This is a genomic window from Comamonas sp. UBA7528 (genome assembly GCF_002479375.1).
Classification (GTDB): Bacteria; Pseudomonadota; Gammaproteobacteria; order Burkholderiales; family Burkholderiaceae_C; genus Comamonas.
In genome coordinates this window covers 275,515-289,572 of the sequence record NZ_DLMU01000004.1, presented here as the reverse complement: position 1 = coordinate 289,572, position 14,058 = coordinate 275,515, and the positions used below count along the sequence as shown (strand labels likewise).

Sequence of the window (14,058 nt, the reverse complement as noted above, 5' to 3'; positions counted from 1 at the left end):
ATCGACCTTTCTATCGGAATGTCTGTGCAAAAACGCAAACCCTAAGTGCATGAATAGCACTTGTTTGCAGCATTTTGCACATCTAACATGGGATCCACCTCGGGGCTTGTCCGACATGGACGGCAGGCTTCGGCTTCCACACCCATTCCAGGAGACACCCATGAACGCCCCTGACAAGTCCGCCGTGCTGGCCCCCACCGTCAAGCTGATGATCAACGGCCAGTTGGTCGAATCCAAGACCACGCAGTGGCGCAATGTGGTCAACCCCGCCACCCAGGAAGTGCTGGCCCGCGTGCCCTTCGCCACGCCCGAGGAAATCAACCTGGCAGTGAGCAATGCCAAGGAAGCGTTCAAGACCTGGAAGAAGACCCCGATCGGCACGCGCGCCCGCATCTTCCTGAAGCTGCAGCAGCTGATCCGTGAAAACATGAAGGAACTGGCGGCCATCCTGACCGCCGAACAGGGCAAGACCCTGCCGGATGCGGAAGGCGATGTGTTCCGTGGCCTGGAAGTGGTGGAGCACGCCGCCAACATCGGCAATCTGCAGCTGGGCGAGCTGGCCAACAACGTGGCCAATGGTGTCGACACCTACACACTGAACCAGCCGCTGGGCGTGTGCGCCGGCATCACGCCGTTCAACTTCCCTGCCATGATTCCGCTGTGGATGTTCCCCATGGCCATTGCCACCGGCAACACCTTTGTGCTCAAGCCTTCCGAGCAAGACCCCATGGTCACCATGCGCCTGTGCGAACTGGCTCTGGAAGCCGGCGTTCCCCCTGGCGTGCTGAACGTGATCCACGGCGGTGAAGACGCGGTGAACGCCATCTGCGACCACCCCGATATCAAGGCCATCAGTTTCGTGGGTTCCACCAAGGTGGGCACCCATGTCTACAACCGTGCCAGCCTGAACGGCAAGCGCGTGCAGTGCATGATGGGGGCCAAGAACCACGCCATCGTCATGCCCGATGCCAACAAGGAGCAGTCGCTCAACGCCCTGGCCGGTGCCGCTTTCGGTGCCGCAGGCCAGCGCTGCATGGCGCTGTCGGTGGTGGTCCTCGTGGGTGACGCCCAGAAGTGGATCCCCGAATTGGTGGAAAAGGCCAAGACGCTCAAGGTCTCAGGCGGCACCGAAGCCGGCACAGATGTGGGCCCGGTGGTCAGCTGCGCCGCCCTGTCGCGCGTCGAAGGCCTGATCGAGCGCGGCATTGCCGATGGCGCCAAGCTGGAGCTGGACGGCCGCAAGCCCAGTGTCCAGGGCTATGAAAAGGGCAACTTCGTTGGCCCGACCGTCTTCAGCGGCGTCAAGCCCGGCATGAGCGTGTACGACCAGGAAATCTTCGGCCCCGTGCTGTGCATTGCCGAAGCGGCGGACATCGATGAAGCCATCGCCTTCATCAACGCCAACCCCAACGGCAACGGAACGGCCATTTTCACCCAGAGCGGCGCCGCTGCGCGCAAGTTCCAGGAGGAAATCGACGTGGGCCAGGTCGGCATCAACGTGCCCATCCCCGTGCCCGTGCCACTTTTCTCGTTCACCGGCAGCCGCGCATCCAAGCTGGGCGACCTGGGTCCCTATGGCAAGCAGGTGGTGATGTTCTACACCCAGACCAAGACCGTGACCGCACGCTGGTTTGACGACAGCACGACCAGCCACGGTGTGAACACCACCATCAGCCTGAAGTAAGCCGGCAGCAGCAGAAACGATAGCAACAGCTGTCCATGGTCCGGGCATGCAAGCCCGGCTGGCCGCATGGAATCTGGGATGATGCAGACATGTCTTTGCCCGCATCTCCCAGCATGCGCCAGCCGCTGCAGTTCTTCGCAAACCTGTGTGCTGCCGGCCTGCTGACCGTTTCTGCGCTGTACCCCACCACCGCACGGGCCCAGGCCGGTGCGGTCTGCGACCCGCAATCCAGCGCCGTTGCCAGCCTGAACGCCTGCGCCGTGCAGCACTTTCAGGAAGTGGACACGGCCCAGAACATCCTTTACGCCGACGTGATGCGTGCCCTCTCCGTCCATGAACGCCCTGCCCTGCGCCAGGACCAGACCGCCTGGAGCCGGCAGCGCACGCGCGGCTGCAAGGTCCGCCATGCAGCCGACGAAGACCGGGCCGACTGGCCGGCGCGCTACCACCGATGCCTGACGGCCGCCACCGAAGCACGCCGCACCGCGCTGGAACACTGGCTGCACCATGGCGAAAGGCCTCCGCAATGAACGGAGCCAGGCAGCGCGACAGACTGCGACCCACGGATTTTTGATCCGTTGGCCACGCCCCCAGAACAACAACGAAACGGAGACACCCGCCATGGACTTTGAACTCACCGAAGACCAACGCGCCTTTGCCGACACCGCCCGCACCTTCGCCCAAAGCGAACTGGCCCCCCATGCGGCCGAGTGGGACCGCGAAGCCACCTTCCCGCGTGAAGCCATTGCCAAGGCAGGCGAGTTGGGTTTCTGCGGCCTGTATGCCCCCGAAAATGCCGGGGGCCTGGCCCTGCCACGACTGGATGCCACGCTGGTATTCGAAGAACTGGCGGCCGTGGACCCCTCCACCACCGCTTTCATCACCATCCACAACATGGCCACGTGGATGCTGGGCACCTGGGCCACCGAAGCCGTGCGCAGCGAATGGGGCGAGGCACTCACCAGCGGACAGAAACTGGCGAGCTACTGCCTGACCGAACCCGGAGCCGGTTCTGATGCCGCCTCGCTCAAGACCCGGGCCGAGCTGGTGGGCAACGAATACGTCATCAATGGGAGCAAGGCCTTCATCAGCGGCGCCGGAGCCACCGACGTGCTGGTGCTGATGGCCCGCACCGGTGACGCGAACTCCGGCGCCTCCGGCATCTCTGCCTTTGTCGTCCCCGCCCATGCCGACGGCGTGAGCTACGGCAAGAAGGAAGAAAAAATGGGCTGGAACAGCCAGCCCACCCGCGTGATCAACTTTGACAACGTGCGCATCCCTGCACAGAACCTGCTGGGCCGGGAAGGCGAAGGCTTCAAGATCGCAATGAAGGGGCTGGATGGCGGCCGCATCAATATTGCCACCTGCTCGGTCGGAGCGGCCCAGGGTGCCCTCACCCAGGCACAAAGCTATATGCAGGAGCGCAAGCAGTTCGGCAAACCGATTGCCAGCTTTCAGGCCCTGCAGTTCAAGCTGGCCGATATGGCGACCGAACTCGTCGCTGCCCGGCACATGGTGCGGCTGGCCGCATCCAAACTGGATGCCGGTGCGCGCGACGCATCGACCTACTGCGCCATGGCCAAGCGCTTTGCCACGGACACCGGCTTCATGGTCTGCAACGAAGCGCTGCAGTTGCACGGCGGCTACGGGTACATCCGCGAATACCCGCTGGAGCGATTGATGCGTGACGCCCGCGTGCACCAGATCCTGGAAGGCACCAACGAAATCATGCGCGTGATCATTGCCCGGCGCATGCTGGATGGCGATGCCTGCGAGGCAATCCGCTAAAGCAGCTGCGCACTCCCGCTCTGCCGTAGAGACCTTTTTCATCTGCCTTACACCATGCCTGCCCGCCCCCTTTCCGAAGACACGCTGCAACTGATTGACGCCGTGCGCGAGGCCCTGGCCGAGCACGGCAGCGATGTGGAGGAAAAACGCATGTTCGGCTGCCATGTGTTCATGGTGAACGGCAAGATGTGCCTGGGCGTGGAGCATGACGAGCTGCTCGTGCGCCTGCCCCCCGCTACCCACGCCGAAGTGGCCGAGACGCCTGACGTTCGGCCGCTGTCCAGCCGGGGGCTGATGGATGGCTATTTTCTGGTGGGGCCCGCCGCCTACGCCACACGCGCCCAGTGGCAGCACTGGATCGACGCTGCCCTGGCCTTCAACCCACTGGCCAAGGCCACGCCGAAAAAGGCTAAGAAGAAAACCGCGGCGGTGAACGAAGCGGAAGCGACCAGTACAGCAGCAAGCAAGCGCTCTGTAAAAAAGAGCGCCCCAAGCCCATCAGAAAATCGTCAGGGACTGAAAACACCTCAAAAAACCGGTAATCGAAAAGCGTTGACCCTGACAGCCGCGGCTGCGCCACCGCGCAAACATTCGGTATTTGATGACGACGATCTATAAGCCGCAGCCGTCCAGCCCACTGCGTCCAGCCCACCCCAGACCTTTACCGCAAAGCCCCCCCATGCCCCTTCGTATCGTCCAACTCGGCTCCCCACGCGCCCCGGGCGAAGGTCTGCGCATTGGTACCGTGCGCCGGCCGCCACGGGGCGTGCCCAAGGCGGAGTTTGCCAGCCGCGACTATTACGACTGCTGGTACCCCGAACTCGCTCCCAGCGCGGAGACCATGGCACTGGGCTTGGCCGCCCAGAAAACGGCGGATACCAAAGCCTGGCAACAATTCGAAAAAGCCTTCCGCAAGGAAATGGCGGAGGCCGGTGCTGACCGCACACTGCAACTGCTCGCCGCGCTGTCGCAACAGACCAGCTTTGCCATTGGCTGCTATTGCGACGACGAAACCCGCTGCCACCGCAGCGTCCTGCGCGCGCTGCTGGCCGACAAGGGCGCTGCCATCGCCGCGGACTGACCCCAGATGGCAAAAGCATTTCCTCCCGCGCACCAACCGCCCTCAGGCGGCAACACGCCACCGCGCGTGAGCCACCACTGAACCGACCAGACCCCCTTTCCCATACCTACACCCCCAAGGAGACAGCACCATGCAAATCGCATTCATCGGCCTCGGCAATATGGGCGCCCCCATGGCCATCAACCTGGTCAAGGCCGGCCACAGCGTCAAAGCCTTTGACCTGAGCCAGGACGCCATCGCCAAGGTGGTGGCGGCCGGCGGCCATGTCGCCACCAGCGCGCAGGACGTCGTGCAGGGCGCGGAAGCCATCGTCACCATGCTGCCTGCCAGCCAGCATGTGGAAGCGCTGTTCCTGGGCAACGGCAACGCCCCCGGCCTGCTGCAGCACATCGCCAAGGGAGCGCTGGTGATCGACAGCTCAACAATAGCCGCGGCCACCAGCCAGAAAGTGGCCAAGGCCGCTGAAGCAGCGGGCATTGACTTCATCGACGCCCCGGTCTCCGGCGGCACGGGCGGCGCCATTGCCGGTACCCTGACCTTCATGGTGGGCGGCAGCGACGCCCAGTTGGACCGTGCGCGTCCGCTGCTGGAAAAAATGGGCGCCAACATCTTCCACGCCGGTGCCGTGGGTGCTGGCCAGACGGCCAAGATCTGCAACAACATGCTGCTGGGCATTCTGATGGTGGGCACCAGCGAAGCCATCGCCCTGGGCGTGGCCAATGGCCTGGACCCCAAGGTGTTGAGCGAAATCATGCGCCGCAGCTCCGGCGGTAACTGGGCACTGGAAAAGTACAACCCCTTTCCCGGCGTGCACGAAAACGCGCCCGCCAGCAAAGGCTATGCAGGCGGCTTTGGCACCGATCTGATGCTGAAGGATCTGGGGCTGGCCCAGGAAAATGCCATCACCACCAAATCCAGCACCCCGCTGGGCGGCATGGCCCGCGCCATTTACGCCGCACACAGCATTGCGGGCCATGGCGGGGAGGATTTTTCCAGCGTGATCAAGATGCTGCAAAAGAAATGATGGCGTAGCCGCCGGCTTTGCTTCCCTGCCGAATGCCACCCAATCTGAATTGGGTGGCATTTTTCGTTGTGCACCGGTGCAGCATCACCTGTTCTCTGGCGATCCCATCCAAGAATGCATTCAAATTCATTCAGTTAGCGCCTCTCACACCCCATTAGAAAATTTATCCCCACGACCCTGGCTGCATTTTTCGTGGCCCTCGCTACATTGGACTGACACGCACGGCATGCGCGCCGTCGCCTCACCGCCGGGATGGTGGGTGGCTTGGACAAGGAGTTGCTATGCAGTTTGCTCTGGACAAGGTGTTGATCCTCGGTGCCGGCAAGATTGGCACCACCCTCGCCGACATGCTGGTGGAGTTGTATGGCGCGCAGGTCACGCTGGCCGATATGCATCCTCCTTCGACCCACGGTGATCCTCAGCTACACCCTCTGCAACTGGATGTGCAGGATGATGCAGCGCTCGCTTCGGTGCTGGACAAACACCATCTGGTGATCAATGCCCTGCCATTTTTCTGCGCAGCACGCGTGGCCACGGCAGCAGCGCAGCGGGGCGTGCACTACTTTGATCTGACCGAGGATGTGGCGGCCACCCGCACCATCCGCACATTGGCCCCCCAGGCACGGGCAGTGCTGATGCCGCAGTGCGGCCTGGCTCCGGGACTGATCGGCATGCTGGGCGGCCATCTGGCCGGGCAGTTTGACGAGCTCTATGACCTGCAACTGCGCGTGGGCGCGCTCACGCTGCACGCCCTGAATGCGCTGCGCTACCACTTCACCTGGAGCGTGGACGGCGTCATCAACGAATACTGCAACCCCTGTGACGCCATCGTGGGCGGCCAGATCGCCAATGTGCAAGCCCTGGAGGGCCTGGAAAACCTCAGCCTCGACGGGCAGGTGTTCGAGGCCTTCAACACCTCTGGCGGCCTGGGCACGCTTTGCGAAACACTGGCCGGCCGCGTGCGCAACCTGAATTACAAGACCATTCGCCACCCGGGCCACCGCGATGCCATGCACCTGCTGCTGCACGGGCTGCGCCTGATCGAGCGGCGCGATTTGCTGCGCCAGGTGCTGGATGGTGCCGTTCCCCACAGCCGCGACGACATGGTGGTGATTGCCGCCACAGCCACGGGCATGCGCAGCGGTCGGCTGGACCAGCTCACGCACAGCACCCGGCTCTACGGTGCACCGCTGCGCGGGCGGCAGCGCACTGCCATCGAATTGACCACGGCCGCTGGTGCGCTGGCTGCGGTGGAATTGTGTGCCCAGGGCCTGCTGCCGCAACAAGGCTTTGTGCGACAGGAGCAATGCACGCTTTCCGCCTTGCGCAACACCCGTGTGGGGCGCTACGTTGAAGCCCTGCTGCCCGCTTCAGCGCCGCCCGGCAACACCGACGTCTGATCACCCTGCCAGGGTCTGCCTCTTTCTGCCCGCTGCCATGTTTGTTCTGCCCGCCATTGCCCTGCCATTTCTGCTCATGCTGGCGGTCTACCGCCTGCTGCGCATCCCCCGGCAGCTGCGTGCCGGGGGATGCGCAGCAGGTCCCGGTCCGGCGGCGCGCCATGCTGCTGGCGGCCACGGCCGTGGCCTATCTGGTGCTGCTGGCATACACGGTGGCATTGCTGGCGGCACTGGTACACACCTTGCTTTTTGCAGCAGACAGCCTGTCCGCCTACCTGGAACTGGCGGCCTACGCGCTGGCCTACCCTCTGGTCTACCTCGCAGCGGCCTGGACCTTTTACCACGGCCTGAAACCCGTGCCACCGCACAAGCCCACCCACCCCTCTTCCACGGAACACCCATGACCGCGCTTTCTGCCACCGACTTTTCCACCGTGCTGTCGCACTGCGGCATCGATCTGGCCGCCCACCAGGGCGATGACATCACCGTGCGCTCCCCCATCGACGGCGCAACGCTGGCCCAGCTGGCCGCACTGCCCGTGGCAGCGATGCCGGCCGTGATCGATCGCGCGGCCCAGGCCTTTCTGCAATGGCGACTGGTGCCCGCTCCGGTGCGCGGCGAGCTGGTGCGGCTGTGGGGCGAGGAGCTGCGCCGCTGCAAGACCGACATCGGTCAGGTGGTCTCGTGCGAGGTGGGCAAGATCCTGCAGGAAGGCCTGGGGGAGGTGCAGGAAGGTGTGGACATCTGCGAGTTTGCCGTGGGCCTGTCACGCCAGCTGCATGGCAAGACCATCGTGTCAGAACGCCCCGGCCACCGCATGATGGAGCAGTACCACCCGCTGGGGCCGGTGGTCGTAATCACCGCCTTCAATTTTCCCAGCGCGGTGTTCGCCTGGAACGCGGCGTTGGCCTTGGTATGCGGTGACCCGGTGGTCTTCAAACCCTCGGAGAAAGCCCCGTTATCGGGCCTGGCCACCTTCAAGGCCCTGGAGCGAGCGATCGCCCGTTTTGGCGACCGTGCTCCCCCGGGTCTGGCGCAGATCGTGCTTGGCCGCAACGATGTGGCCGAGGCCCTGGTGGACAGCCCGCAGATCGCTCTGGTGTCCGCCACGGGCTCCAGCCGCATGGGCCGCGCCGTGGGCCCCAAGGTGGCGGCCCGCTTTGGCAAGCGCATTCTGGAGCTGGGGGGCAACAACGCCATGGTAGTCACACCCGCGGCCGATCTGGATCTGGCGGTGCGTGCCATCGTCTTCAGCGCCGTGGGCACGGCAGGCCAGCGCTGCACCTCGCTGCGCCGACTGATCGTGCACCGCAGTGCCAAGGCCGCACTGCTGGAAAAGCTCCTGAAAGCCTATGCCAGCCTGCGCATCGGCGACCCGTTGCAGGCCGGCACACTGGTGGGCCCGCTGATCGACCGTGCCGCTTGGGATGCGATGCAGCATTCCCTTGCCCAGGCCCAGACCCAGGGCGGAACCGTGCTGACCGGCGGCCAGCGCGTGCTGGCAGAGCAGTTCCCCCACGGCTATTACGTGGCCCCGGCCATGGTGGACATGCCAGCGCAAACCGCCATCGTGCAGCACGAGACCTTTGCGCCCCTGCTCTATGTGCTGACCTACGACACGCTGGAGCAGGCCATCGACTGGAACAACGGCGTGCCCCAGGGCCTGTCCTCCTGCATCTTCTCCAACGATCTGCGTGAGGTGGAGACGTTTCTCGGAGCCGCCGGCTCGGACTGCGGCATTGCCAACGTCAACATCGGCCCCAGCGGGGCCGAGATTGGTGGCGCGTTTGGCGGCGAGAAGGAAACCGGTGGCGACCGCGAAAGCGGCTCCGACGCCTGGAAACAGTACATGCGCCGTACCACCAACACCATCAACTACTCGCGCGAGCTGCCTCTGGCCCAGGGCATTCAGTTCGGGTGAAGCGGCTGCCCTGAAACCCCGTCCACCTCCACCGGACCCGCAAGTCCTGGCCAATAGTGCTGGTCCGGCACCGGCCGGGCCCCAAAAATGGCCTGGCCCACACGCACTACGGTGGCGCCCTCCTCGATCGCGATGTCAAAGTCACCCGACATCCCCATGGACAGCTCCTCCAGGGACATGCCCGCCGGGGCACTCTGACGCAACCGGTCGCGCAGCCTGCGCAGGCACACGAAACACAGGCGCACCCGCGCGCTGTCATGGGAGGACAGCGCCAGCGTCATCAGGCCGCGCACCCGCAGCGCCGACATGGCGGGCAATGCTTGCAGGAAAGCTGGCACCGCCTCGGGTGCCAGGCCGTACTTGCTGGCCTCGCCGGAGGTATTGACCTGGATAAAGACATCCAGCGCGCGTCCTTCGGCCTGCAGGCGGCGGTCCAGAGCCTCCGCCAGGCGCAGGCTGTCCAGGGCCTGGAATTCGCTGGCAAAGCGCGCCACCAGCTTGGCCTTGTTGGTTTGCAGATGACCGATGACCGACCAGCGCAGATCGGTCAGATCCTGCAGAGCTTCCCATTTGCCCCAGGCCTCCTGCACCTTGTTTTCGCCCAACATCCGGCAACCCGCCGCATGGGCCAGGCGCAGGCTGGCTTCGGGCTTGGTCTTGCTCACCGGCAACAGCCGCACGCTGGACACCTCGCGCCCGGTGCGCTGGCAGGCTGCGGCGATGCGGGCCTGCACCGCAGCCAGATTGTGTTGAAAATCTGCCAGGGTAAGGGCCTGGGGATAGCGACCATGCCGGTCATGGCCGGTGCAGGTCGTGATGGAAGAGAAGTGTGGAGTCGGCATACGTTCAGGCCTTGGGGACAGAGGGAGTTACCACCAGGGGAGCTGCGCTGCGCTGGCGCCGGGGCATGCGGCCATGCAGCACGGCATGGGCCAGCAGGCCGATCACCAGACCCCAGAACGCGCCCCCAATGCCCAGCCACTGGATATTGGCCGCCGCAGCCAGAAAGGTGATCAGCGCCGCCTCGCGGGTGCGGGCATCTGCCAGGGCCCCCGCCAGACTGCCGCCCAGAGTTCCCAGCAGGGCCAGACCTGCCAGCGTGGTGGTGAAAGCAGCAGGCAAAGCCATGAACACAGCGGCCAGCGTCACCCCAAACACGCCCACCACGCAATAGGCCAGGCCTGCGGTAATACCGGCGATCCACCGCTTGGCCGGGTCTTCATGGGCTTCGCGCCCCGTGGCAATGGCTGCCGTGATGGCCGCCAGATTGAAGGCATGCGCACCAAATGGCGCCATCAGCAGCGAGCCCAGGCCGGTCACGGTCACGATCGGGTTGGCACTGGTGGCAAAGCCATCGTTGCGCAACACCAGCATGCCCGGCATGTACTGCCCCGTCAGCGTGATCAGGAACAGCGGCAGGGCCACGCTGAGCAGGCTGTCCAGCGACCATTCCGGCGAGGTAAACACCGGGGCCGCCAGCTGCAGCGACAGCCCTGCCAGGTCCACGCGTCGTTGCAACAACAGGAACGCCAGCCCCAGCAGCAGAATGCCGACCACCGCATAGCGCGCGGCAACGCGCTTGAGCACCACATAGGCCACGATCAGCAGCAGCGCCAGTGCCGGCTCCACCGCCATGCCACCAAAGGCCCGCATGCCGAAAGGCAGCAGGATCCCTGCCAGCAGCCCCGTGGCCACGCCCTGCGGAATCAGCCGGATGACACGCTCGAAGCCACCAGATAGTCCCAGCAGCACAAAGGCAGCAGCCGAAGCCATGTAGGCGCCCACAGCTTCGGCATAGGGGGTGGTGGCCAGCGCCGTGACCAGAAACGCGGCCGCCGGCGTGGACCAGGCCGTGATGATAGGCGCGCGTGTCAGCCAACTCAGCAGCAGGCCCGTCAGACCCACGCCAATCGAGAGCGACCACACCCAGGAAGCCGTGTGCGCGGCATCCAGCCCCGCGACCCTGGCCGCTTGAAACACCAGGATGAAGGTACCGCCGTAGTTGACGACAACCGATACCAGCCCCGCCATGGCGGGGTGGAACACATCGCGCAGACGCAGCCGCGTGGGCACAGAAACGGGAGCCGGGGTATGGGGCATGCCTGAACAACTTTCCAACAGATCAAATGCGCCCTGGCCTGTGTGGCAGCTGGAACCGGGCCGGACTGTGGCCAGGGCATGCGCCGTTTATAAAATCCCAATGGCATGTTGATTCCAACCACTTTTTCACGAATAGCCAGACCAATTGTTCAAACACGCCCTGCTCGAATCCGTCAAAGCCTGGATGGCCGATCCGGCCTACCATGCGCTGCCCTTGCACGCCCGCCTGCAGCGCGGCCTGCGGCAATTGATCCTCGATGGCCAACTGGCGGCAGGACGCCCCTTGCCGGCCTCCCGCGCGTTGGCGCAATCGCTGGCCGTTTCGCGCGACACGGTGGAAACGGCCTACAGCCAGCTGCACGCCGAAGGTTTCATCACCCGGCGCGTGGGCAGCGGCAGCCGGGTGTCCCAGCAGGCGCGGAGCCTGCCTGTCCGCCCCGCAGCCCCCCACACCGTCGCAGCACCACAGCTGAGCCAGCGCGGCCAGGCCATACTGGCCGCCGGCGGCGTGAGCGACTATCCGGCGCCCCATGCCTTTGTGCCCGGCGTACCCGAGACCCGCAACTTTCCATTGACAGTGTGGGAGCGGCTGCAGCGTCAGGTACTCAAGGAATACGGACACCGCGCCCTGCAACATAGCCCGGCGCAAGGCGTGCTGCCGCTGCGCCAGGCCATTGCCGACTATGTGAATCTGGAACGCGGCGCCCGTGCCACACCCGAGCAGGTGCTGGTCTTGACCAGCTCACAGCAGGCGCTGAGCCTGTGCGCCCAGGTACTGCTGGACCCAGATGACCGCATCCTGATTGAAGACCCGGTCTACCACGGCGCACGCAAGGCCTTTGACGCTGCCGGCCTGGTCTGCCAACCCGTGCCGCTGGATGCCGATGGCATGCAGATGCAGCACCTCGCTGCCGCACCCTCCGCCCAGGCCATGTTTCTGACCCCGTCCCACCAGTACCCCACCGGCGCCACGCTGTCGCTGGAGCGGCGGCTGACCGCCATCGCCTGGGCCCGGGAGCGGCAGACCTGGATCCTCGAGGACGATTACGATAGCGAATTCCATTACGCGGGCAAGCCCACGGCCTGTGTGCAGGGGCTGGACGCCCACGGGCGCACGCTCTATATCGGCACATTCAGCAAGTCGCTGTTTCCAGGTCTGCGCCTGGGCTATATGGTGCTGCCGCCCGCGCTGGTGTCACCCATGACCGTAGCGCGCTCGCTACAGGACGGGCACAGCGCTCCCCTGGCCCAGTTGACGCTGGCGCGCTTCATCGAAGGCGGCCACCTGGGCGCCCATATCCGCACCATGCGCACCGTCTACGCCCACCGGCGCGATGTACTCACCCAGTTGCTGCGCACGCATCTGGCCGACTGGCTGGAGCCTCAGGTGCCAGCAGGCGGGATGCAGATGGCCTGCCACCTGCGCGGCGGACTGCCGGAAGCGCAACTGGTGGCGGTAGCAGCGCGTGCAGGTATCACCCTGGCAGGCATGTCTGCGCTGTACAGCGGCACACCACGCCACTGCGGCGTGCTGATGGGCTTTGCCGCCCACACCCCCATGGAACTGGAAGCCGGCGTGCGCCGGCTGGCCCAGATACTGCACGCACTGCCCGGCAATACAGGCCCCTCGATTCGTACCTTGGCGCAGCGTGGTTGAGTGCTCCCGCGGCCCGGCTACCGAAAGTGGATGGAAGGGATGAAGCTTCCACCTCATGCATGGTGCGTCAGCCCAGCGTATCCGTGTACTTTCGCAACACTCAACGGGCATGCGGCCAGCAGCGCACCGCCAGGGCGGCCAGGGCAGACACCGTGGCGAGCACCACCACGCCCAGCCAGCCCGCATGGTCCAGCACCCAACTGCCCAGGGCAGCACCACTGGCCATGCCCACGAACATGCCAGTGAACAGCAGCGCATTCAGGCGACTGCGCGCCTCGGGCGCAATGCCATAGACGATTGTCTGGTGCGCCACCAGAACGGCCTGCACACCAAAGTCAAACACCACGGCCGCCGCCACAATCAGCAGCAACTGGCCCTGCGCTCCCAGCCAGGGCGCAGAGGCCATGCTGGCAAAGGCTGCCGCTGCCAGGGCGGCCCCTGCGCGCGTCACCAGTTCAGGGCCACGGCGGTCGGCCATACGCCCGGCCAGTGGTGCAGCCAGAGCCCCCGCCGCACCGGCCAGGCCCAGTGCACCAGCGGCGGCGGCACCCAGCTGGAACTGGCTGTGCAGCATCACCGCCAGCGTGGACCAGAAGGCGCTGAATCCCACCGCCAGCAGGCCTTGTGCCAGTGCCGCGCGGCGCAAGGACGCATGCTGGCGCCACAGTTCCCACATGGAACGCATCAGCGCCAGCCAGCCCAGCTGGGTGGTGGGCGCAAAGTGCGGCAGGCCGCGCCACACCGCCACGACCAGCACGGCCATGGCCGCTGCGGCCAGCAGGTACATATTGCGCCAGCCCCAGAGCTGGGCCACCAGGCCGCTGACCACACGGGACAGCAAAATGCCCAGCAGCAGCCCGGTCATCACCGTCCCCACCATGCGGCCACGCTGGGCGGCTGGGGCCAGTGTGGCTGCAGCAGGCACCACATCCTGCGCCATCGTGGCGGCCAGGCCAACGCCCAGGCTGGCCGCCAGCAGGCTGCCCATGCCGGGCGCCAATCCGCTGGTCAGCAGCACCCCCACCAGGGCAACAGCCTTGACCAGAATGATGCGCCGGCGGTCATACCGATCTCCCAGCGGCGCCAGCAGCAGAATGCCCAGCGCATAGCCCAGCTGCGTCAGCGTAGGCACCCAGCCAGCAGTACTCGCGGACGCCTGCATATCGGCCCCCAGCAGGCCCAGCATGGGCTGGCTGTAGTACAGCGACGCCACGCTGACACCAGCGGCCGCGGCCAGCAACAGCAGCAACGGCGCGCCAATGGCCTGCGGTGCGGGGATTGGCACGGCAGCAGCAGGTGCTGCGGTGGCGCCAGCAGGACGCTTTTCATACGTAGATTGAATGGATGACATGGTGTCCATCTGTGGTTTTGTTTGGAATGCTGCGTAGTATCTGGAGTCAGCA

Annotated in this window: 13 protein-coding genes; 10 read left to right on the top strand and 3 right to left on the bottom strand. The window is 65.2% G+C overall.

Annotation, left to right across the window (positions count from 1 at the left end):
• Window positions 1-160 precede the first annotated feature (160 nt).
• The 9 genes from B3349_RS05445 to amaB all read left to right on the top strand — a co-directional run bounded on the left by B3349_RS05445 (window position 161) and on the right by amaB (window position 8,898).
• The gene (locus B3349_RS05445) at window positions 161-1,684 is read left to right on the top strand and encodes a CoA-acylating methylmalonate-semialdehyde dehydrogenase (protein WP_291587067.1); all 1,524 of its coding nucleotides are present in this window, start codon (window positions 161-163) and stop codon (window positions 1,682-1,684) included.
• Window positions 1,685-1,773: 89 nt separating this feature from the next.
• Window positions 1,774-2,214 (top strand): lysozyme inhibitor LprI family protein, encoded by a 441-nt coding sequence (locus B3349_RS05440; protein WP_291587065.1) that lies wholly within the window; start codon window positions 1,774-1,776, stop codon window positions 2,212-2,214.
• Between the two features lie 91 nt (window positions 2,215-2,305).
• Window positions 2,306-3,472 (top strand): acyl-CoA dehydrogenase family protein, encoded by a 1,167-nt coding sequence (locus B3349_RS05435; RefSeq protein WP_291587063.1) that lies wholly within the window; start codon window positions 2,306-2,308, stop codon window positions 3,470-3,472.
• 54 nt (window positions 3,473-3,526) lie between these two features.
• Complete coding sequence (locus B3349_RS05430; protein ID WP_291587061.1) at window positions 3,527-4,090, top strand: TfoX/Sxy family protein; 564 nt, start codon at window positions 3,527-3,529, stop codon at window positions 4,088-4,090.
• A gap of 61 nt (window positions 4,091-4,151) precedes the next feature.
• Complete coding sequence (locus B3349_RS05425; RefSeq protein ID WP_291587059.1) at window positions 4,152-4,553, top strand: DUF488 domain-containing protein; 402 nt, start codon at window positions 4,152-4,154, stop codon at window positions 4,551-4,553.
• Window positions 4,554-4,683: 130 nt separating this feature from the next.
• Entirely contained in the window at window positions 4,684-5,577 is an 894-nt protein-coding gene (mmsB, locus tag B3349_RS05420) for a 3-hydroxyisobutyrate dehydrogenase (RefSeq protein WP_291587058.1), read from the top strand.
• 281 nt (window positions 5,578-5,858) lie between these two features.
• The gene (locus tag B3349_RS05415; protein WP_291587056.1) at window positions 5,859-6,977 is read left to right on the top strand and encodes a saccharopine dehydrogenase family protein; all 1,119 of its coding nucleotides are present in this window, start codon (window positions 5,859-5,861) and stop codon (window positions 6,975-6,977) included.
• Window positions 6,978-7,138: 161 nt separating this feature from the next.
• Complete coding sequence (locus B3349_RS05410) at window positions 7,139-7,381, top strand: hypothetical protein (RefSeq protein ID WP_291587054.1); 243 nt, start codon at window positions 7,139-7,141, stop codon at window positions 7,379-7,381.
• On the top strand, window positions 7,378-8,898 hold the full coding sequence (gene amaB, locus B3349_RS05405) for an L-piperidine-6-carboxylate dehydrogenase (protein WP_291587052.1): 1,521 nt from the start codon (window positions 7,378-7,380) through the stop codon (window positions 8,896-8,898). The genes B3349_RS05410 and amaB overlap by 4 nt, the downstream gene beginning before the upstream one ends.
• Here the strand turns inward: amaB and B3349_RS05400 are convergent.
• Both B3349_RS05400 and B3349_RS05395 read right to left on the bottom strand, forming a co-directional pair.
• Window positions 8,886-9,740 carry a YggS family pyridoxal phosphate-dependent enzyme gene (locus B3349_RS05400; RefSeq protein WP_291587050.1) on the bottom strand — a complete coding sequence of 285 codons (855 nt, stop codon included), beginning with the start codon at window positions 9,738-9,740 and terminating at the stop codon, window positions 8,886-8,888. The two genes, amaB and B3349_RS05400, sit on opposite strands and share 13 nt — an antisense overlap.
• 4 nt (window positions 9,741-9,744) lie before the next feature.
• Window positions 9,745-10,998 (bottom strand): benzoate/H(+) symporter BenE family transporter, encoded by a 1,254-nt coding sequence (locus tag B3349_RS05395; protein ID WP_291587049.1) that lies wholly within the window; start codon window positions 10,996-10,998, stop codon window positions 9,745-9,747.
• 145 nt (window positions 10,999-11,143) lie between these two features.
• Between B3349_RS05395 and pdxR the strand changes: the two genes are divergently transcribed.
• Window positions 11,144-12,655 carry a MocR-like pyridoxine biosynthesis transcription factor PdxR gene (pdxR, locus tag B3349_RS05390; RefSeq protein WP_291587047.1) on the top strand — a complete coding sequence of 504 codons (1,512 nt, stop codon included), beginning with the start codon at window positions 11,144-11,146 and terminating at the stop codon, window positions 12,653-12,655.
• 100 nt (window positions 12,656-12,755) lie between these two features.
• Here the strand turns inward: pdxR and B3349_RS05385 are convergent, their stop codons facing one another.
• A complete protein-coding gene (locus B3349_RS05385; RefSeq protein ID WP_291587045.1) occupies window positions 12,756-14,006 on the bottom strand; it encodes an MFS transporter in 1,251 nt (416 codons plus the stop codon).
• Window positions 14,007-14,058 lie beyond the last annotated feature (52 nt).

What these genes read in the sequence shown, in the direction of transcription:
- B3349_RS05440 (WP_291587065.1), top strand. Translation starts at nt 1,774, where the DNA reads ATGTCTTTGCCCGCATCTCCCAGCATGCGCCAGCCGCTGCAGTTCTTC.
- B3349_RS05445 (WP_291587067.1), top strand. Translation starts at nt 161, where the DNA reads ATGAACGCCCCTGACAAGTCCGCCGTGCTGGCCCCCACCGTCAAGCTG.
- B3349_RS05395 (WP_291587049.1), bottom strand. Translation starts at nt 10,998, where the DNA reads ATGCCCCATACCCCGGCTCCCGTTTCTGTGCCCACGCGGCTGCGTCTG.
- B3349_RS05400 (WP_291587050.1), bottom strand. Translation starts at nt 9,740, where the DNA reads ATGCCGACTCCACACTTCTCTTCCATCACGACCTGCACCGGCCATGAC.
- mmsB (WP_291587058.1), top strand. Translation starts at nt 4,684, where the DNA reads ATGCAAATCGCATTCATCGGCCTCGGCAATATGGGCGCCCCCATGGCC.
- B3349_RS05410 (WP_291587054.1), top strand. Translation starts at nt 7,139, where the DNA reads ATGCTGCTGGCGGCCACGGCCGTGGCCTATCTGGTGCTGCTGGCATAC.
- B3349_RS05425 (WP_291587059.1), top strand. Translation starts at nt 4,152, where the DNA reads ATGCCCCTTCGTATCGTCCAACTCGGCTCCCCACGCGCCCCGGGCGAA.
- B3349_RS05415 (WP_291587056.1), top strand. Translation starts at nt 5,859, where the DNA reads ATGCAGTTTGCTCTGGACAAGGTGTTGATCCTCGGTGCCGGCAAGATT.
- B3349_RS05385 (WP_291587045.1), bottom strand. Translation starts at nt 14,006, where the DNA reads ATGTCATCCATTCAATCTACGTATGAAAAGCGTCCTGCTGGCGCCACC.
- amaB (WP_291587052.1), top strand. Translation starts at nt 7,378, where the DNA reads ATGACCGCGCTTTCTGCCACCGACTTTTCCACCGTGCTGTCGCACTGC.
- B3349_RS05435 (WP_291587063.1), top strand. Translation starts at nt 2,306, where the DNA reads ATGGACTTTGAACTCACCGAAGACCAACGCGCCTTTGCCGACACCGCC.
- B3349_RS05430 (WP_291587061.1), top strand. Translation starts at nt 3,527, where the DNA reads ATGCCTGCCCGCCCCCTTTCCGAAGACACGCTGCAACTGATTGACGCC.